Annotated in this window: 18 protein-coding genes; 14 read left to right on the forward strand and 4 right to left on the reverse strand. The window is 37.7% G+C overall.

The genetic code is table 11. The features are described from left to right. Nucleotides 1-95 precede the first annotated feature (95 nt). Nucleotides 96-515: a universal stress protein gene (locus tag BHU72_RS01040; protein ID WP_069700757.1), complete on the forward strand. Its 420-nt coding sequence runs from the start codon at nt 96-98 to the stop codon at nt 513-515. A gap of 190 nt (nt 516-705) precedes the next feature. Then, nucleotides 706-2,277 carry an ammonia-forming cytochrome c nitrite reductase subunit c552 gene (locus BHU72_RS01045; protein ID WP_069700758.1) on the forward strand — a complete coding sequence of 524 codons (1,572 nt, stop codon included), beginning with the start codon at nt 706-708 and terminating at the stop codon, nt 2,275-2,277. Between the two features lie 62 nt (nt 2,278-2,339). On the opposite strand, the gene BHU72_RS01050 is transcribed toward BHU72_RS01045, so the two are convergent. Beyond that, nucleotides 2,340-5,171 (reverse strand): histidine kinase N-terminal 7TM domain-containing protein, encoded by a 2,832-nt coding sequence (locus BHU72_RS01050; protein WP_083248169.1) that lies wholly within the window; start codon nt 5,169-5,171, stop codon nt 2,340-2,342. Nucleotides 5,172-5,449: 278 nt separating this feature from the next. Here BHU72_RS01050 and BHU72_RS01055 point away from each other — a divergent pair, with 278 nt between their 5' ends. Then, entirely contained in the window at nt 5,450-7,858 is a 2,409-nt protein-coding gene (locus tag BHU72_RS01055) for an EAL domain-containing protein (protein WP_069700759.1), read from the forward strand. Nucleotides 7,859-7,921: 63 nt separating this feature from the next. On the opposite strand, the gene BHU72_RS15285 is transcribed toward BHU72_RS01055, so the two are convergent. Continuing rightward, a complete protein-coding gene (locus BHU72_RS15285; RefSeq protein WP_083248170.1) occupies nt 7,922-8,098 on the reverse strand; it encodes a YgaP family membrane protein in 177 nt (58 codons plus the stop codon). A 179-nt stretch (nt 8,099-8,277) separates the two neighbouring features. On the opposite strand from BHU72_RS15285, the gene BHU72_RS01060 reads away from it, so the two are divergent. After that, nucleotides 8,278-8,631 carry a DUF2512 family protein gene (locus BHU72_RS01060; RefSeq protein ID WP_069700760.1) on the forward strand — a complete coding sequence of 118 codons (354 nt, stop codon included), beginning with the start codon at nt 8,278-8,280 and terminating at the stop codon, nt 8,629-8,631. A gap of 97 nt (nt 8,632-8,728) precedes the next feature. Here BHU72_RS01060 and BHU72_RS01065 read toward each other — a convergent pair whose 3' ends face one another. After that, nucleotides 8,729-10,789, reverse strand: coding sequence for a molybdopterin-dependent oxidoreductase (locus BHU72_RS01065; protein WP_069700761.1), 2,061 nt, complete (start codon nt 10,787-10,789; stop codon nt 8,729-8,731). A 79-nt stretch (nt 10,790-10,868) separates the two neighbouring features. Here BHU72_RS01065 and BHU72_RS15990 point away from each other — a divergent pair, with 79 nt between their 5' ends. From BHU72_RS15990 to BHU72_RS01115, 10 genes are all read left to right on the forward strand, one after another. Further along, nucleotides 10,869-11,447: a 4Fe-4S dicluster domain-containing protein gene (locus BHU72_RS15990; RefSeq protein ID WP_069700762.1), complete on the forward strand. Its 579-nt coding sequence runs from the start codon at nt 10,869-10,871 to the stop codon at nt 11,445-11,447. After that, nucleotides 11,444-13,069 carry a PucR family transcriptional regulator gene (locus BHU72_RS01075; protein ID WP_069700763.1) on the forward strand — a complete coding sequence of 542 codons (1,626 nt, stop codon included), beginning with the start codon at nt 11,444-11,446 and terminating at the stop codon, nt 13,067-13,069. Before BHU72_RS15990 ends, BHU72_RS01075 begins: the two co-directional genes overlap by 4 nt. A gap of 336 nt (nt 13,070-13,405) precedes the next feature. Further along, on the forward strand, nt 13,406-13,714 hold the full coding sequence (locus BHU72_RS01080) for a hypothetical protein (protein ID WP_069700764.1): 309 nt from the start codon (nt 13,406-13,408) through the stop codon (nt 13,712-13,714). A 12-nt stretch (nt 13,715-13,726) separates the two neighbouring features. Next, a complete protein-coding gene (locus BHU72_RS01085; RefSeq protein ID WP_069700765.1) occupies nt 13,727-14,377 on the forward strand; it encodes a TorD/DmsD family molecular chaperone in 651 nt (216 codons plus the stop codon). A 15-nt stretch (nt 14,378-14,392) separates the two neighbouring features. Beyond that, entirely contained in the window at nt 14,393-16,606 is a 2,214-nt protein-coding gene (locus BHU72_RS01090) for a molybdopterin-dependent oxidoreductase (RefSeq protein WP_069700766.1), read from the forward strand. 16 nt (nt 16,607-16,622) lie between these two features. Beyond that, the gene (locus BHU72_RS01095) at nt 16,623-17,186 is read left to right on the forward strand and encodes a 4Fe-4S dicluster domain-containing protein (RefSeq protein ID WP_069700767.1); all 564 of its coding nucleotides are present in this window, start codon (nt 16,623-16,625) and stop codon (nt 17,184-17,186) included. Between the two features lie 142 nt (nt 17,187-17,328). Further along, nucleotides 17,329-17,586, forward strand: a complete 258-nt coding sequence (locus tag BHU72_RS01100) for a hypothetical protein (protein WP_069700768.1) — start codon at nt 17,329-17,331, stop codon at nt 17,584-17,586. Between the two features lie 60 nt (nt 17,587-17,646). Beyond that, the gene (locus tag BHU72_RS01105) at nt 17,647-18,507 is read left to right on the forward strand and encodes a nitroreductase family protein (protein ID WP_069700769.1); all 861 of its coding nucleotides are present in this window, start codon (nt 17,647-17,649) and stop codon (nt 18,505-18,507) included. Between the two features lie 39 nt (nt 18,508-18,546). After that, nucleotides 18,547-19,599, forward strand: coding sequence for an asparaginase (locus BHU72_RS01110; protein ID WP_245671831.1), 1,053 nt, complete (start codon nt 18,547-18,549; stop codon nt 19,597-19,599). A gap of 214 nt (nt 19,600-19,813) precedes the next feature. Next, entirely contained in the window at nt 19,814-19,993 is a 180-nt protein-coding gene (locus tag BHU72_RS01115) for a hypothetical protein (RefSeq protein ID WP_069700771.1), read from the forward strand. Nucleotides 19,994-20,005: 12 nt separating this feature from the next. Here BHU72_RS01115 and BHU72_RS01120 read toward each other — a convergent pair whose 3' ends face one another. Continuing rightward, the gene (locus tag BHU72_RS01120) at nt 20,006-21,151 is read right to left on the reverse strand and encodes a YibE/F family protein (protein ID WP_069700772.1); all 1,146 of its coding nucleotides are present in this window, start codon (nt 21,149-21,151) and stop codon (nt 20,006-20,008) included. Nucleotides 21,152-21,210 lie beyond the last annotated feature (59 nt).

Below are 21,210 nucleotides of genomic sequence, written 5' to 3' on the forward strand. Positions count from 1 at the left end.
ATAAAGCGAACTTTATTCAGATGGAGATTAAATCTTCACCTGATTCTTAAGAGACTTATTTCAAGGATGATAATAATAAGTAAGGAGGGCTATTCATGTTTCAAAACATTTTGCTAGCGGCAGATGGATCTGATCACTCCGTTCGTGCAGCGGAACATGCTGTTCGATTAATTGCAGATAGGGAAAACGCTTTTGTTACAGTTGTATATGCAGTTGACGGCTCAACATCAAAGTATGATGTTCTGCATAACAAAGACAAGATTGAAATCTCTATAAAACGTAAAGAGAAGCTCAAAGGGGTAATCGAGATTTTAGAAGCTGCCAACGTGAAGTACGATAGTAAGATTCTGCACGGTGAGCCAGGAGAGGCAATCGTTGAATTTGCCAACAAGAACAGATTTGATTGTCTTGTCATTGGAAGTAGAGGACTCAATCGCTTACAAACGATGGTTCTCGGCGGGGTTAGTCATAAAGTTGCGAAGGGTGCCCAGTGCCCAGTAATGATAGTCAAATAAATGTTCAAAAGTCCTTGTATAAGGGCTTTTTTCTTTGTTTATAAACTTGTTACATATTTGTGACGGGGATTTGTATAAAAAAGTAACAAAAATTTTAAGTTTTGTGACAATCGTCACATACAATTCATTTCAGAAATATTACAATGAATTATGTAGAAAAGATAAAGATTAGAAAGGTGGACGAACAAAAATGAGTAAAACAAAATTAGTATTCGTATTTGCTCTAGTGGCGATGTTTTCATTATTCGTAGCTGTTGGTTGCGAATTAGAAGCAATGCCAGAAACTCCAGCTGCTACAGCTCCACAAGAGCCTGCTAAAGTTGGAACAGGACTTGATCCTAAAGAGTATAACAACCTAGCATTCAAAGATTTATTCCCAGCACATTGGACTTCTTACATGAAGAACAGTGATGACACAGTAATGACGAAATTTGCTGGATCAGTACCACACCAAAAACATAATGCAGTTGACGCTCTTCCTAAAGGTCACGCTGCACAAGCACAACCTTACTTAAAGAACCTATGGTTAGGTATGCCGTTCATGTATCAATATGATCGCGCTCGTGGTCACGTATTTGCAATCGATGATGTACTTCACATCGACCGTATTGACCGCTATTCAGATACACCAAACTTCGGAGCTGCTTGCTATGCTTGTAAATCAACTACAATTCCTAAGTATGTTGAGCAATATGGCGATAAGTTCTGGAGCATGAACTTCAATGAATTCCGTGGTGAGCATAATGGACAGATGCACTCAATCGGATGTTCAAACTGCCATGATCCTGTAACAATGAAGTTAGTAATTACACAACCTTCACTTGACGAAGCATTAAAGCGTCAAGGTAAGGACTGGAGAACAGCTTCTCATAACGATATGCGTGCACTTGTTTGTGCTCAATGTCACGTTGAGTATTTCTTCGAAAAAGGTGTTGACGGTGGTACACAATTAAAGCCGCGTTTCCCTTGGGATAAAGGTATGAACCCTACTGATATGTGGGCTTACTATGAAAGCGGTCGTGGAGCAGAAGATGGATTTAAGGGTCGTTTTGCTGACTTCACTCATGCTGCTTCAGGCGTTCCAAGTATTAAGGTTCAACATCCAGAGTATGAAATGTGGAAAGATGGCGTACACGGTGCTGCTGGCGTAACTTGCGCAGATTGCCATATGCCAAGAGTGACTGTTGATGGTCAGAAGATTTCTTCTCACCAATGGACATCTCCACTTAAGAATGATCAAATGATTAAAGACTCTTGCTTAACTTGCCATGCTGGCAAGACAACTGACTTCTTAAAGTCACGTGTTGAGTTCCACCAAGAGAAGACATTTAAGCAATTGTTAATTGCACAAGGTGAAAACGTTCGTGCTCACGAAGCAGTTCGTTTAGCTAGATTAGTAGAAGGTCATGACGCTGCATTATTAGCACAAGCAGTAACGAAGACTCGTGAAGCTCAATTATACTGGGATTATGTATCTGCAGAGAACTCTGTAGGATTCCACAACCCAACAAAGGCAATGGAAACATTAATTCTTTCTGAAAGAGCATCTCGTGACGCTGTAGAACTTGCTAAGAGAGCAACTGGAAATAAGATTAATGCTCAAATTGAGGGTGACATCAAGACAATCGTACCTCCAATTGAGAAGTTTAGCCGTGAATTACACATGGACGCTGAGTATTTAAAGACTAATAAGTGGTTATCATTATTAAAGCCACTTGAGAAGAAAGAAATGCTATGGGATGGAAATAAGAGATTAAAGTAATACAGTAAACGAAAAAAGCCGCATAAGCGGCTTTTTTACATACATAAAAGAAACCGTAAGCTCTAATCGTTAGAGTTTACGGTTTCTTCAGTTAGAGAATTATGTTCCAATTCGTTCATACAATCGACGAAAATCGATACAATATCGGGATCAAATTGTTTTCCTGCCTGCGCTTGAATCTCGTTCAATGCTGCTTGTTTGTTCATTGCATCTCTATAGGTTGTGCTATTCGTCATACTATCGTATGCTTCAGCAACTAATAGAATTCTAGAGTTTAGAGGGATTTCTAACCCACTAAGACCCTTAGGATATCCTGACCCATCCCAATGTTCGTGATGGGTTAGCACGACATCAGCCATGTTAGCCATTTCATTAACGGCGCTAAGAATTCGGTAACCTATCTCCGGATGGCGCTTCATTTCTATCCACTCATCAGCATTTAGTGAACCTGGTTTACTAAGAATCATAGGATTAATAGCAACTTTACCTATATCATGGATTAAAGCAGTTGTTTTTAATTCTTCTATCTCATGATCAGAGTATCTTAATTTCTTCGCAATCGTTTCACATAATTGACTAACGCGGATGGCGTGATCCTGCTCTTGTATATTCACAGTATGTAACTGTTGATTCACAGCCTCTACCATCGTACGTTTTACCTTTGGGCTAATCAATAGCTTATGACGATACATATAATCTTCGGCCTTTTTGAAAACATCTTGAATTTCTTCCGTTGCAGCGGTTTTTGTGCTCCAGCCGATTGCTAAGGATAATATCGCAGGTTCGAAACAAGCTTCTTTCTCTTGTTTTTTGATTCTATTCACAACTGCTTGCGTTTGCTCTAGGTTTGTCTTAGGAAGTAGCACAACGAACTCATCACCGCCCCAGCGTGTGATAATATCATCGGCACGACAAGCACTCTTGATTACCTCCGCCGTTTTCTGAATGAGTTGATCGCCGACAACATGACCAAAGGCATCGTTAATGAGCTTTAGACCGTTTACATCAATTATAATGATACTTAACGGGAAGTTAGTTGTTATATTTAAACGTGGTAGCTGTTCTTCGAAATATCTACGATTATAAAGACCCGTTAGTTGATCATGATAACTTAAATAAGTGATTTCCTGTTGGCGTTTCGTCTCCTCGGTAATATCACGGAAAACAACAACCACACCTTGAATCTTTCCATCTGCATCTAAAATCGGTGCTGCATTATCGGCAATTTTAGTATAGGTCCCATGCTTTGCTACTAAGATTTCGTGTTCTTCTAAACTATTAATCTTACCCGTTTGGAACACTTGTTGCACAGGGTCTCTGCAAGCTTCTCCTGTTTGTTCATTAATAATTTTATACACATCACTAAAATTGCGTCCCAAGGATTCTGTTTCTGAAAAACCCGTTAGTTTTTGCGCTACTTCATTTATCATAATGACATTTACATTTTTGTCCGTTACAATAATTCCGTCACCAACGGATAACAGAGTAGTGCGCAGACGTTCTCGTTCTTCAATAGTAGCTTTTTCTAGATTGATCCGCTCTGTGATATCAAAGCAGATGACAGCAAATTGCCCTTTTTTCGGGCTGAAGGAAGTTATAGAGAAATGTTTACCAACATCCGTTGAATAATTCTCGAATTTTATATAACTCCCTTCTAGTGCGACCTTTCCATAGGTTTCAATCCAATGAAGTTCGATATCGGGGAAGATTTCTAATACGCGCTTATTAACAACATCCGCTTTTCGCAATCCTGTCATTTCCTCAAAAGCATTATTTAGGTCGAGGAACCGATAGTCAATCGGTTGACCATCCTGATTACAAATGATTTCATGAAGGGCAACGCCTTCCTGCATGTGATCGAATAAGGCACGGTATTTCTCTTCGCTTTTCGTTAATGCTTGCTGAGTCTCAATCTGTCCACTTATGTCTCTAAAGATATAGATGCGACCACGATTACCATATTGGCCATCATCGACACGGCTCCACTGTATATCAAACCACACTTTCTTGTCTTCAGTAGCCCAATGACCTTCCTGTTCAATACCTACGAGTAAAGCATCCACCGATGTTCCAATGCGCTCGGTTCTGCCACCAAAGTACTGTGATGCGACAGGATTCATATCAATTATGCGATTATGCTCATTCGTAACGATAATGGCGTCTTTAAGCATCTCGAAAATAACAGCCTTTGACAACGTTGCTGAACGGAACATGTTAAAGTAATTGGTGTTAAAAATATAAATAATGGTAGTGATAATCGCACTTAATGGTGTTATATCTAAATTCATCGGGCTATTTCTTGTCGTAAAGATAATGGAAGTAATCCATGGTATGCTCGATGATAGAGCGATTAATAGAAATCTCAAGCTGTTTTTATCGTCTTTAAATTTATAGAAACTGTAAAACAATAAGGTATTTCCTGCGAAAATTGCCAGCGTTGTGAATGCGAGGAAGCCATAAAACCCGAATTGATAGTCTACACTTGTAATCATTAAACCATTCATATGTTCGATTTGGACATTAGTATAGAGTAAAGAGTCTACAAATGGTGTATTTACAATTAGTAGGGTTGTCACAGGGACTACCCAGATCCATATCATCCGTATAGGTGTTAGCCAACTTGACCACCCACAATACCGGATGGTAAAGAAGAGCCATAGAGCTGGAATAGCAGCAACGCCTAAATATTGAAAACGAAGCCAAGCGGCGGCCATCTGAACGTTTTCACTTTGCAAAGAAAAGAAATAGCCAATTGAATAGATTGCAACGGATATAAGCATTAATGCAAAACTCCAGGAGCCATCTACTTCATGGTGGCGAATAGCAAAGGCCGCTATTAGTAAATATAATACTGTTGCAATAAGTAACCCGAATAATACCAAAGCACTGTCCATCTAGCTGCCCTCTATTCTACTATTTTAAAAAAAACTAAAAATCACTATTCAATTATTTCTACTCAAAACGCGAAAATCCTGCTAACTTAAAGAATGAAAAGGTTAAAAAACGACACATATATCTAGCAATTCTTGTATATTTAAACTGCTTGTTAATCTGCAATTTCATGATTTATAATTTTCCTTCATCATACGTATATAAAAGTGACTTGGTTTGTGGTACTATGGTAGAAACGTACTAGTCAGACATAGATGAGAAAAGGCAGAGGAATAACTACGTGCAGAATTTTATTGCCAGCAAACCAGAGGATATAGTAAACAAAAAGAAACTAATACATCTTCCATTGTTAATAGGTTTATTAGCAATTTTAACTGTGGCCTTTTTTACATATCAAACAAGTAAATATTTATTGCTAGAGCAAATGAGAAATGATGGAATTAACATTGCGAAAATTTCTGCCAAGAAGATAGAACTAGAAAAAAAGAGTATGGATATTATAGATACATTGGTGGAAGAGAAAATTGCTATCGCTGGGCAAATTATTGCCAGTCATAAAGAGTTGGGCATCAACAACGACATTCTCAGAGAAATTGCAACGGATACATTTACAGATGAAATTAACTATTTTAGTGCCGAAGGAATCATTCTTTATTCCACTATGGACGACTATATTGGATTAGGGCCAGTTGAAGGGCATCCAATTGAGGTTTTTCGTGCTAGTGGACTTGATGAACTCTATGAAGAGATTCGTAATGATACGGTGACGGGGGTTCCTATCAAACATGGATATAAGAGATTTAGTGATGGAACGTTTGTGCAAATCGGTATTCTGGAGAGTAAGTTCCAAATCTACAGCTATGTGTTTCACCAACAAAAAAGTGTAAAAGATTTGGCAAAGGAAGAAAACATCGCATACGCACTCATTCTCAACACCGATTTTCAAGCGATTGCAGATTCGGATATAGAAGATATTGGTGCAGAATATACAGATGATGAAGATTATGCGAGGGTACTACAGGGAGAGAGTCATTCGTTCTATTGGTTCTACGAGATGGCCAATACTGAGGTTCTAGAAGTAGCAGTACCAATCTACGAAGATGATATAGTTGTAGGAGTATTGGGAATAGGACTTTATTTAGATGCAGTGAAATCTTCGATTTATATTAATTTATTGATTACATTTGGCATAACGATTTTTGCAGCATTATCATATATTTATGTGAGTAATCGTAATATTATACAGCCAGTTTTAAGTCTGAATCGTAATATCCACAGTATTGACGTGGTGAACCACAGAGGTTACCGTATCCCGTATAAGGATAAAGATACTTTTAGCGGACTCTCGAAATCTATCAATCAAATACTTGATGAAATTAACGCATATATCTCCCTATTACACCAGAAAGATCAACGGATTAAACACATAGCGTATCACGACATGTTAACGAGTCTGCCGAATCACCGTTCGTTTGTAGAGAATCTTAAAGGCGAATTAGATAATCACCAAGCGGGTACTGTAATTCTACTAGGGATTGATAATTTCAAAGGGATTAATGCAACATTAGGGCATGTCTATGGGGATGAGATTCTGAAGAAAATTGCAGATGATCTCATGCAGATTCAACATGAGCAGTTACTCATTTCTAAATTTGATGGGGATAAATTCTTCCTTATTATGAAAGAAACAGATGAGACTGTCATAGAAGAAAATGTGCAAAGGATTTTATCGATTTTCAGGAATAACTTTACCATTGAGGGAAGTGAGCTTTATGTAACTGTTAGCATGGGGATTACTCGTTATCCGCAAGATGGGCATGATGTCAGTACATTAGTTATGAATGCAGATATGGCATTAAATGCTATGAAGAAGTCAGGGAAGAATGGATATTATTACTTTACCAACGAGATGGCTGAGGTTCTAAATGAAAAAATTCATGTAGAACATATCTTAAGAGGGGCTTTGAAGGAACAAGACTTCAAACTTCTGTATCAGCCTCAAGTGGACACGATGAATGGGGAAATCGTCGGATTTGAAGCGCTAATCCGTCTGAAGAATCATACACTTTCGCCGATGCAATTCATCCCTATTGCCGAAGAGACAGGAATGATTATAGAGATCGGAAGATGGGTCACTTCTGAGGTCATACAGCAATTAGCTCGCTGGAAACAGTTGGGTTTACCAGAGAAACCAGTCTCTATTAACTTCTCTGCAAAACAATTGCAAGATACGCAGTATATACAATTTTTAAAAGAACAACTAGATGCGCACAGTATTCCGGCAAAGCTAATCGAGATAGAAATCACAGAGAGTGTACTCTTTTATAAGAAAGATGTAACGATTGACTTTATTAAACAAATTAAAAATCTTGGGATTCAAATTGCAATCGATGACTTTGGAACAGGTTATTCTTCCTTTAGTTATTTAACATTGTTACCACTAGATAAGATTAAAATTGATAAATCGTTTATCGATGAAGTGATGAAAAGTAAGCATTATAAGATTCTCCGGGGTATTATTAAAATTGCCCATAGTATCGACTTAAAAATCGTTGCTGAAGGTGTTGAGAAGAAAGAGCAGTATGAGATATTGAAACGCGAAAACTGTCAATATCTCCAAGGATATCTATTTAGTAAGCCTTTGGAGATAGAGAATGCTACAGCCATTTACGACCAAAAACTTATATAGTGCATGGTATTGTGATTGATATAGCTATTTACGGGTTGACCAACCCATGTAGTCGTAGAATACTCAATAAGCAAGTCCACCTTCAATAAATTGAGAAACAGCTATGACTGTCGCCCAGATTCCCTTAGAACCCTTTAAAGTTCTAGTGGCAACAAGAAGCAACAGGAGGATACCAATCATCACACGGATCATGCGATCGATATCGCCTAAGTTCTTTTGAAAATCTAAATGATATTTCATGATAAATCCCTCCTTGTGTTATTATGTGGGATTTATTTTTTTACATTCATTATTTTGCATAGATAAGAAATAGTTGTATTATCGACTTATTTTTTGAATTACGTTGGAAATGCTATGCGGATAAAAAGATATTCTGTGGTCCATACTATTACCATCTTATGGAGAAAGTAGGTGGTAATATGAATAATACAGCGATGGCATTAGTAGTTAAATTTGTTTTGACATTTGGAGCTGCAATTCTTGCGTTTTATATGATTGATGGTAATCCTATCGGTTGGGTATTCTTTGTAGCATTAATAGGTACTGTAGCTAACTATATTCTAGGGGACTTAATCGTCCTTCCAGCTTACGGGAATGTATTTGCAGCGTTTGGCGATGGAGTCATGGCAGCAATCATTGCATATGGAGTCGCTATGTTTAGTACTGTATTTATAGTTAGTAACACTTCTCTTTTTGTTTTCCTCGCAATTGTTGTAGTGGCAGAGCTATTCTTCCATATGTATTTAAAGAGGGATAGAAAAGTTGCACCTTAGCTTGTTTAATATCATAGGTTGTAAAAGCTTTCAATTCGTAGAGCAGCTTAAGAGAGACCAGTCTTTATTGGGGACTGGTCTCTTAGTTTTACGATGATTATATTCTTTTAATATGCACAAAAGAATGATAGAAAGCAATGCCTTTACTCCCCGTCGAATGTGTTCCCATGTCTGTCTTTTCACCTGTTATTAAGTCATTCACAAATGAATTTGAATTGTTTAACCATCCTTGATAATATAATACAACGTTCGGTGCAACATCGCGCGATATTTTAATTTTCCCAACAATATAACCTTTCGCATTGTAGATTTGAGCTAGTGTCCCTTCAGCAAGCATTTCTTTTTTTGCTATAGCTGGATGGATAATGATATGCGGTTCTAACCCTAATTGCTGAATCCATGGCATATTCTGAAATTGCGAGTTAATAGCAAATTGTGCATGGGTTGTAAGAAACCAATAAGGATACGGTGATGTCTTCAAATCTATAATATCTGCAGGCAAACCTGCCATAGGAGAAAGTTGTGTATCTTCCGCTCTTTTAGAGAAAAACTCGAATTTTCCAGAAGGAGTTTGGAAATTTAGGTCACTCCAAGCTGTAGGTAGTTTCATTTGTTTAGGACTCTCTAATAACTCTCGCCAATGGGTAATCTCTAGCTGCTGATAAATTTCATCAGTAAACTCTTGATCGATTAATTGCTCAGGCGTCATATTTGTTGGGAATTTGCAATAACCAGGCTTTTTTTGATTTAATGTTTTTGATAGTAGCTGAGCAATTTCTAATTCGCTTTTACTTTCAAAATATGGGTTAATTGCTGGTTGATTTATAGCAATCCAATGATGCCAGTAACTAGTTACTACATCCCATTCCTCAAATTGAGTTGTGGTGGGCAACAAAATATCTGACTGTTGAGCCGTAGGAGTTAAAAATTGGTCTACTGTGACAATTAGATCAACACTTTTTAAAGCTTGCATTAAGGCTTTTCGATTTGGTGATTGTGTGAGGAGATTACGTCCAGAAATCCACAATAGTTTGATAGGAGGATCATTGATTCTTGCTAATTCGTTAGTAAAGTCGTTAATATCATAGAATCGCGTATTCGTATTTTTTTCTCGCATGAGTATGTTATAAGTAAATTTCGATGTTTCTTGGTGAGCGTAGTGGACACCACCACCGAGAAGGCCTATATTCCCTGTTAAAGCAGCTAACGCATTTATTGCACGGATGGTTTTGCCGCCATGTATATGACGTTGCAATCCAAACCCTGCCCATAAGAATACCGGCTTTGATTGACTTATAAGGGAAGCTAGAGTTTCAATTGCTTCTACGGATTGACCACATTGCTTCGCGATAAATTGTAAGTCGAGCTGTGATAAATATTGCAAATACAATTCCCAACCGTGCGTATATCTTTGTATAAATTCGTTATTTTGCCAGTTTTTTTCACAAATAACTTTGGCTATTCCTAGTGCTAAATAGATATCTGAGCCTGGGCTGACTTGGAAAAAGTGGTCTGCCTTCTTAGCTGTTGTAGTATATATGGGATCAATGACAATAATTGTTGCGCCATTTGCTCTCGCTTGAAAGATAAACGGCATACTATGGACGGCTGTCCAAGCTGGGTTTACACCCCAGAGCACAATTACTTTAGCATGTATGATGTTGAACGGGTCCGATGTTAAGGAATTTCCATAGTCGTAGAATTGTGCATCTAACCCTGCAGACCAGCAGGGCGAACCAATAGCCTGAGTTGTATCTCCGAGGCTGTTGAACATCCCTTCTACCGCGTGATGGAGTAATCCGAAATTACCGGAGTATTTATTTAGTGCAAGTGATAAATGGGAGGCATATCTATCGTGCAAACTTATAATACGATTAGCAATTACATCCATGGCCTCGTCCCAACTTACTTCTTTCCAACGACCGGACCCTCTATGTGATTGTATCATGGGACGTTTTACTCGCTCCGGATGATACACGCGGTTTACATAGCTATAGCCTTTAGCGCATAACTTGCCATTTGTATAAAGATGTTTAGGGTCACCTTCTACCTTTTTTAATACACCATTTTGAACATAGGCAAGAATACTACAAGTATCGTAGCAATTTCTCGGACATGCATGGCGTGTTATAGTGAAGGGATTATCATATAATGACATTAAGAGCACCCCAATATATAATGAAGGTAATGTGAATGATTGGATTATAACACAAATCGTTTGTGTTTGGAGTGATACCTTGAATAAACAAAAGGGCTTTCTTATCAACTTAGACAAATGCATTGGATGTAAAGGGTGTGAAATGGCCTGTCAAAATGAGCATAGGTTGTTAGAAAAACGGAGAAGGAAAATAACTGGTTTTGATGATCGGCAAAGGGATGTTTCCGGTTTTATTTCGATGGCATGTAATCATTGTGAGAGCCCAGCGTGTATAGCGGTGTGTCCAAAACATTGCTTTAAGAAACGCAGGAACGGTATTGTGTTTCACGATGCTCTCCATTGTTCAGGGTGTAAAAGTTGTGTGGGTGCTTGTCCCTTTGGTGCGCCTAAATACATCACTATAACCGGAAAAGTGGATAAGTGTAATATGTGTGCAGAAAGACTAGAACATGGGTTACAACCAGCTTGTACAAGTTCATGCATCACGGGAGCTTTATCTCTTATAAATTTGTCTGCTAATGAAAATATGTATTGCCGACTGCCTGCCAATATAAAAATGGCACAATTCACAAAACCGTCTGTCAGATTTATTCTTCCCAATAAACCTAAACAATATTGGCTGAAAGCAGATAAGAGTGGAGAGGAGGGCTTAACGTGACTGGACATCGTGCTCAATTACGACAACTACTATATACTGAGATGTTTACTGGCTTTCAGTTGATTTGTGGCGAATTGACAAACCAGCAAATCATATCAAAAGTTATGCCTTTTTCATTGTTATCTATTGAGAAGGTAGATAGGCTGGATAAAATATTAGTAACAATTGACCAAGAAACGGATCTCTCAACATGGGTAGAGACAGTTGAACAGTTTCAAGCTCAGATTGTCGGAATTATCGTATGTGGGAAAGATTCTAATAAAAATCTGAGGTTAGTTTCAGAGAATATCCATATCATACAAAGTCCTCTAATTTATACTGAACAGGTTGAAAGTGAGGATATTATAAATCAATTTAAATTCGTCGGAAGTCTAGTTGAGCAAAATAAATTATTGGATTATATATCATCGAGTAATCGAAGTTTCTTTAATATTTCAAATAAACAGGGGATAGTTCATCTATGGACTTATCTTGAGAATACCATTAATCAAAAACTTATAGTATTAAACTCACGTCTAGAGCCACTCACGCTCATTGAATCAGTAAACACAAATACTGAGTACATAGAGGAATTGCAGCACTTACGGAAGTATTTCCAATCTTTAACCCATCCGCTTGATGAAATTGAGCATGTTGTCATTAATCTAAGCCAACAACAGTTTTCTTGGACCTTGATTAGAATATTCATTGATACTACCATAGGATACATTGCAATCCCTGAGAACAAATATAAGCTTGATGAAATAGATGTCGCTTACGTACAGAAGATAATTCCAGTAATTATTACAGAAATACAAAAACAAAAAGAAATAATTGAAACAAAGAAGCTATATAAGCAAAACTTTCTATATGACTTATTACATAACAATTTAGAAGATTCCGCTAATATTATAATTGAACAGGGAAATCTATGGGGTTGGGATTTAACAAAACCCCATCATTTAATGCTTATTGACATTCAGCGTAAAGATAAAAGGAAACTAACAATGGATTCCTTAATGAGCCATCGCACTACCATAAAAAACGTTGTATCAGGTTTATTAAACTCACCTATTATCGAAGAATTCCATGGGAAAATCATTGTAATGTATTCTGATAATCATCAAGTAGATCGTAAGAAACAAAAAGAAGGTATAAAAGATTTAGCAGAAAGAATTTGGACTAGTATGGATAAGCATGACGCAAAAACCGATTATAAGATTGGTATAGGTCGATTCTACCCAACAATAGAAGAGTTATGTCGTAGTTATCAAGAGGCTAAAACTGCACTAGATTTAAATCGACATATTGAAACTAGTGTGATTCATTTTGAAGACCTTGGTGTCATGAGATTATTAACGAATATTCGTAATGAATTGCTGGATGATTTTTTTAGGGAGTATTTGCTAGAGCTTATGACATTCGATGAACAAAACAATACAAATTTCTTACATACTTTGCAAGTGTATTTTGCCGAGAATGGAAATATGAAATCCACAGCTCAGAGAATGTTTCTTCACACCAACACACTGCGCTATCGGCTGAAGAAAGTGGAAGAAATACTGGGTGTCGACTTACAAAAACCAGAGCACTTTGTAAATTTGTATGTAGCAGTACTAATCTATAGCTTAAATAATCGTTAATAGAAAATAGAAAATAGAAAATAGAAAATAGAAAATAGAAATTAGAAATTAAAATATTGATTGTTAAAGTAGGAGCTTAGTCTAAGCTCTTATTTTTTTTACTATCAGAAAGTATAAGTTTTTAAATGTAGATAGTATAACGGCAACTAAGGCATTCAACTTTGTCAGAAGGACTTGGCGAATGCCAAGTTTTCTTTATGGATTAAGAAGAATTTGTGTTGTAAAAAGTACAAAAGTTGAAGCAAAACACTGAAAATATCACAAATCTATTCACATTTTATTCATATACAATGAACTTAAGCTAGAGAAGTGACATTCGGTAAGGGGGATTAGAGATTGAACAACCGACGTTGGGCTATTTTCCTCGTATTGATTACCTTTATCCTTGGAGGATGTCAAAAAAATATACAACCAAAACAATCACTAGCGCCAGATACTACTACCATTCAAGTACTGCAAGAACATAAAGAGAAAGAGCAAGTGTTTAAAAGTGGTTCCAGTAATGAGGATTATGTGGGTATTGTAAAAGAAAAAAGTCATCAGCTAGCTATAGAAAAGGAAGACGAAACAACTCCTGGAGTTCGTAAGATTACGATTAAATGCGGAGTTCAGATTGAGCTTCCTAGTGCTAAGTTAAGAAAGTAGAGGTGAAGGAATATGACAATAAATCTATTACAAGTAGAAATGAATCAAGCGAAGTTGTCCCTATATCATATACTCTCACAATATTATCTAAAAGGTGTACAGAAGTTGAATAAAGATATCGTACAAACGCTTAGAGAAATCAATATAGAAGAATATCCTGACATCCAATCGGGTATTCAAAGAATTATTGAAGGTCTGTCGCAGGATGAAGATAGCTATTTGCAGACGAATTATGAATACAGCAAACTGTTTGTTGGGCCAGAAAAAGTAGTAGCAACACCTTACGAGTCTGTATATCGAAGCAGAGACCGATTGCTAATGCAAAAAGAGACCATTGATGTAAGGAACTTCTACCGGAAACTTGGCCTAGAAGTAATAAAAAAAGGGAGCCAGCCCGACGACCACTTGGGTTTAGAGTTGGACTGCATGTGTTATATGCTTTATCAATCATTAAAACAGCCAGAAGAACAATTTTACAATAATCTATATCGTGATTTTATTAAAAACCATATCAGCCAATGGGTCCCAAAGCACTGTGAACTCGTGCTTGAATATAGCAAAACATTAGTATGCACTGGAATGGCTCAATTGCTAAAGGGACTAATAGCATTGGAACTATCAAGTATTGAACAAAGTAAGCAAGAGCTAGACGTACTATCATAAGGAGGGGAACCAAAAATGGGAGAAGAAGTAAAATTTTCAAGAAGATCCTTTGTTAAAGGGGTAGCAGCAGTAGGTGCTACTGCAGGAATTGGGTATGGTGCATATAGTCTAACCGGTCTGAAAGAGGTTGAACCAATCGATGCACCAGTACCAGGAGTTACACCTTCGGCGACAAGTACATTTTATAATGCTTGTCCTAGAAACTGCTATGATACATGTTCACTTGTAACAACGGTAGAAGAAGGTGTTATCAAGCGAGTATCAGGAAACCCAGATAATAGTTATACTCGCGGAAAATTATGTGTCAAAGGAAATAGCTATACAAGAAGCGTGTATTCGCCAGATCGAATTCTATATCCAATGAGACAAAAAGGCAGAGGAACAGGAAACTGGGAGAGAATCAGCTGGGATGAGGCATTTACTGAAATTGCTCAAAACATCATAAAAATCAAAGAAAATTATGGTAGTACCTTACCGATATGCCTTAATAAATACTCAGGTAACTTTGAAATTATGCACTACGGAATTGAAGGCACCTTATCAAGTATAGGATATACATCAAGAGCTACTGGGACACCTTGTTGGCCAGCAGGCATTGATGCACAAACCTTCGATTTTGGAACAATCTATAATAATGATCCTGAAGATTTGGTGAATTCAAAGTATCTCATTTTATGGGGTGTTAACCCTGCATGGTGCTCGGTTCATTCGATGTACTTGGTAGAAGAAGCAAAAAGACGTGGTTGTAAGATAGTAGCGATTGACCCAATTCTGACGGCAACAGCATCAAAGGCTAACGAATATATTCAAATTAAACCAAGCACTGACGGTGCACTAGCTTTAGGTATGGCGAAATATATTCTTGACAACAAACTATACGATAGTCAATGGCTAGAGAGCAATGCGAAAGGTCATGAAGAATTCTTTGCTTATTTAAAGGATAAAGTTACAGTGAAATGGGCTTCTGAGAAGACTGGAGTACCAGTGGAAGTCATCGAACAATTAGCTAAAGAATATGCACAGGCGGATCCTGCGAATATCTGGATAGGTTATGGAATGCAGCGACATACCAATGGTGGAGCTAGCGTTCGCGCAATTGATGCCCTTGCTGCGATTACAGGAAACATCGGCAAACCAGGTGGCGGTGCACAATATGCACAATTAGAAACTTGGGGCTTTAATTATCACGCAATGGTTCACGATGCACCAGAAGGTAGTCAAGGTGATGGAAACCGTGCGATCAATATGAATAATTTTGGTGCAGAGGTGTTAGCTGCCCAAGAGCCACCAATTAAAATGTTATGGATTGCTGCTCGAAATCCTGTTGCGCAAGATCCTGAGACTTCTGTAGTGCTAAAGGCATTTGAATCGATGGATTTTGTTGTGACGGCAGACATGTATATGAATGAAACTGTGCGTATGTCAGATATAGTTCTTCCAGTAACAACTCTATTCGAAACACCGGGGGTTAACGTGAGTTATTGGCACTACTGGTTAAACCTAAATGAGCAAGCAATTCAATCATTAGGCGAAGCAAAGAGCGATGTAGAGATTGCAATGGGGTTATCGGCTAAGATGAATCAATTAGCACAAGGATCTTGCACGTACCCTACGGAAGGTAATCTTGAAGAGTGGGTAGAAAAGGAATGCAATGAAGGCATATTCACGCAATTTGGCCTTAAAGACTTTAAAGACCTGAAAACTAAGAAATCAGTAAAAGCAAAAAATAATCTTATAGCATGGGCAGACGGTAAATTCCGTACCCCATCAGGAAAATATGAACTTTATTCGGAAGAGGCAGTGAAGTTCGGTAACAAAGCTTTACCAGAATATATTGAAGAGCTACAGACTCCGGCGGAGTACCCTTTCCGATGCATATCTCCACATTGGAAATTAAATCTTCATAGCCAGTTCCAAAATCTTGATTGGGTTGAAGCGATTCATAATAAGCCGTTTATCGAAATTCATCCAAAAGTGGCTCAGAAGATGGGAATTAAAGATGGCGATTCTATTAAAATGTATAACGATCTAGGATTTATTGTAGTACCAGCAAAAATAACAGCTACTATTTCCGAAGATATTGTTGTTGTGTATGAAGCATGGTATAAAGATAAGGATTTCAATGTTAACTTTACTACAAAAGCAATTCCAGCAGACATGGGTGCAAAAGCTACAGGGATGCCAGGTATAGCGTTCCACGATAACTTTGTCAATATAACTAAGGCATAGAGGAGGGGTGAGCAAAATGACAAAAAAATTAGGCTTTTTAGTGAACTGTGAAAGATGTGTTGGTTGCCATACGTGTGAAATGGCATGCAAGAACTACTATCAGCAAGATCCAGGCATTCGTTGGAGAAAAGTTGCGTTAGTAAAGGAAGGAATCAATACTACAGTGCCTGTTAGAGAGTACATTTCACTTGCTTGTAATCACTGTGAGGAACCCGCTTGTATGAAGGTGTGTCCAGTATCTGCTTATGAGAAGAGAGAAGATGGTATTGTTCTTCATAAATACGACCTCTGTATTGGATGTAAGCTATGTATTGAGGCTTGCCCTTACACAGTGCCGGAATATAATAAAGATAAAGAAAAAGTAGAGAAGTGCCATATGTGCTACGAGAAACTTGATAAAGGTGAAAAGCCTGCTTGTGTGGCTGGATGTCCATTAGATGCTATTGATGTTATAGATTTAAATAGTACAACAGAAACGGGATTTACAACGGAATACGCTGGTTTTGCAGACCCTAGCGTAACGAAACCTTCAACAAGATTTATTAAACCAGTAGAGATTAAACAAATCCGTAGAGATTAGTATAAATGAATGTTAAAGAAACAGACCTTGAAATATACAATCGGGTCTGTTTTCTTTGTTATCAATAAAGTTATATAGTAAAATGAGGTAACGAAGGCTTCGAATTAAAATTATGAGCAATAATAGGAAGGGGAAGTTTCTATTGGATCACGTAGTCTTTATCGAAATCATATTCTCAAATACGCAACGAATACTTCTATCAGCGAAAACCGAGCCAAGCCTAGAACATATCACAGCTTTACTCAATGATCTAATCGCACAGTTACAAAAGGGAGAAGGCACCACTTACGTAGATGCGAAACATGGAGAAGGAAGTCAGAGAGTGTATCATTTCACCATTACAAGCTCTGATGAGCCAGTGCTAGTATATATTGATAAAATTCCTCTTATTGAATTCTAAGTCATAACAATGCACCATTATACGTAAAATATTTTTCGAAATAGGATTGGAGGAGTTTAAATGGCACTTACAAAAAAGGTTTTCGCAAAACCTATGACAGACATCATCACAGAAAGAATTTCTGTACGTACATATAATCCTAAGGGGCTCACGGAAACGGTAAGAAACGATTTGATAGAGTATGGCAAAACAATCATACCCCCTTTTCAGAGTAAGATTCGGTTTGAGATCATAGAAAATGACGGCATTGCTGACAGTACGAAAGGCAAAATTGGAACTTATGGAGTAATCAAAGGCTCTAAGTATTATATAGCAGCAGTTGTGGAGAATGGCGAGAAGAATTTAGAGGACATCGGTTATACACTCGAGCAGCTTATATTATATGCGACGTCAAAAGGACTCGGCACTTGCTGGCTTGGCGGGACATTTACGAAAAGTAGTTTTGAGCGAATGGTACAACTTAAGGAGCATGAAATACTACCGATTATAACGCCAGTGGGTTACCCAGCAGAGAATAAAAGCCTCATCGAACGAATGATGCGATATCTCGCTAATTCTAAAAACCGTAAGCCTTGGGAAGAACTGTTCTTCAACCAAGATGTTCAATCTCCATTAATCCAGGAGGAAGCATCGTCCTATAAAGATGTATTAGAGATGGTAAGGTTAGCACCTTCCGCATCGAATAAGCAGCCGTGGCGTGTTGTTAAGGTAGATAATCAATGGCACTTCTACCTTGCGCATAATCGTACCTATAGCAAGGCAATGCGTTATAATCTACAACGGATTGATTTAGGGATTGCAATGTGCCATTTTGAATTAACGGCATCCGAATTAGGATTACAGGGTTCGTGGCAAATACAATCGAATTATCCTTCTGTCAATTCTATGGATTGGGAGTATATTGCAACCTGGCAGGGTTAAGATAATTTTATAAGGTAAAACCCTGGGGGAATGATAGTGATGAAGAAAATCTTAGTGTTTTTTACAGGTGGGACGATTGGGAGTAAGCAAAGCGGAGACACCATTGATGTAGAATCTAGTACGGCACATATCATTGGTTTATATGAATCGTATTCGGACAAGGAACACGTAAACTTTACGGTTAAACAGAAGATAAACCTTCTGAGTGAGAATATTGTGCCTAAAGATTGGGAGTATATCATCCATGAGTTAAAAGTTGCCATCCAAGAAAATCAATACGATGGTGTCATTATCACCCATGGAACGGATACTCTACCGTATTCCGTGGCGGCCGTTAGCTTTCTCTTCCATGACACGACGATTCCTATGGTGTTCATTGCAAGTAATGAACCTGTCGTTGATCATCATAGCGACGGATTTATTAACTTTAATGCTGCGGTTGATTTAATTGTTAACGATCCGATTCCTAGAGTTCTATTTATTTTCCAAAACACCAGGGGTAATATCCATGTGTTTTTAGGCACTAGAATTCAGCAATCGCTCACGTTTCAGCACTCGTTTGATAGTTTCGAACTGTTAATTTGGGGAGAAATGTGCAATCGTCGTTTGCGCATGTATCATAAGCCATTGCCTGGCCAAGAAGAACAAATACATGATGTACAAATATTAAAGCCTTTACCGAAAAAGCTAGACATACAACCTAGATTTGATGATCGAATTTTGTACATACAACCATATCCAGGACTAAGCTATGATATGCTTTCTTTCGGGAGTAAAAAGCCAAAGGCAATTATCCATGATATGTATCATTCAAGCACCTCATCCATTCGTGAAAGCTACTCAGTGATTGACTTTATTAAGCGCTGCCAGCATGAGGGGATTGATGTTTTCCTTACATCCTTTGAAGATAGAGCTGCGTCTTATACCACAACTCACGAGATTTTGAAAAGTGGCGCTATTCCCGTTTACAACATGCTAAAAGAAACGAGCATTGTGAAGTTAATGTTAGCCTACGGAAACGGCTTAAGTGCTAAAGAAGTGATTCGGTTTATGAATGAACAGACGATTTATATAGAGCACTTACACAAATAATGTATCCAGTCGATTACAATTACATCACCAAAGTAAAGAAGTTTGCAGAGTCTGCAAACTTTTTTAGTATAGATTATCTATAGTGGGGAAAGCATATAATATCAGAGCAAGTCTATCGGTCATACGCGGAAATCTCTAACAATGGTTCACTGTAGTGCATATGATACAGTAAAAGATTCAGCTTCATTAGTTTTTACGAAGGGGAGTGTGTAATTTGATTAAGACAGTGAGTATGGAAGACATTGAAAAAATCACAAGAGATTTAGAAAGTGAATTACGTGAAAAAGCAATCGAATATGACGTGAATAATGAGACAGCAGTTGGGAAAAAATTCATTGCTGGACAAATCATTGGACTCAATTCAGCACTCCATAAAATAAAAAAACTATTATAATAAAAGCATTTTTTATTGGTTTTGGTGATCTTTCTCTAACGCATGATCAGATTTTGGTCTGAGTAGGAAACCAGATATAATAGCAGTAATCGGTATCGCGAAGATTAACCCAATGCTACCAGACAAAGCTCTTACTAATTCTGTAGCTAGAAAATCCATATTCATCAGTTTAATAAAGGGTTGTTCATAAGCCATTAAAAGTAAAAATAATGGGATCGAGGCACCCGTATATGCTAAAATTAGCGTATTCGACATCGTGCCCATAATATCTTTTCCAACATTCATGCCTGAATTTATTAGCTCTTTGAAGCTAAGGTTCATGCTTTTTTTGTGTATTTCTTCCATAGCCGATGCAATGGAGATACTAACGTCCATAACAGCCCCTAGGGCACCGATAATAATACCAGCTAATAATAAGCCGCGGAAATTAAATGTAATTTCTTGTGGGATATATAGTAGCATTTGTGCCTCTTCGCCAGATAAGCCCTTCAAGTTCGCTAACGAACTAATGAAAATAGACAGCAGCGCTGCAGTTGTTAGACCACCTAGTGTGCCTAAGCTTGCAGCTAACGTTTTCTTGGTGAAGCCACATACAATCAAGAAAGTTATAGTAGAGACAGCGAGTCCTGTAATCAAGGCTAGCGGCACAGGGCTATATCCCTGGAATAATAACGGCAGCATTACCTTTCCTATAATAAGTACGGTTAACCCAAGAGTAATGACAGATTTCACACCCTGCATACGACCAATGAGAATTAATAATAGAATGAAAGCAGCTACCAGTAGATATATATACCGATCGCGAATGAAATCCATCATGTGGGCCTGCATAACCCCGTCCTGTTCTTCTAAGAACATAAGAATACGATCCCCTTCTTTAACCCAAAGGTCATAGGCAGGATTGCCAAACATCATATTTTCTGATTCAATAATCTTTCCTTTGTATGTGCCATCTAAGATTTCTACTTCAAACCTTTGCATGTCGGCCTTCATGCCACCACCATAGTCAAAGTTTCTCTTTTCCTCGATAATCTTAATAACTCTTCCCTTCACATGTTCAGTAGGTACTTCTAAATTCTCTACTGTTTGTCCCAAAACCGAAGTAGGGAGAACTAGAAATGTAAGGATTAATACAATAGCTAGAAATCTATGGTTCATGTTAACCTCCATGGAATTTTTAATGAGTGATTAATATCTAAAAGATTATATCATAGAAA

Source organism: Desulfuribacillus stibiiarsenatis (genome assembly GCF_001742305.1).
Taxonomy (GTDB): Bacteria; Bacillota; Bacilli; order Desulfuribacillales; family Desulfuribacillaceae; genus Desulfuribacillus_A; species Desulfuribacillus_A stibiiarsenatis.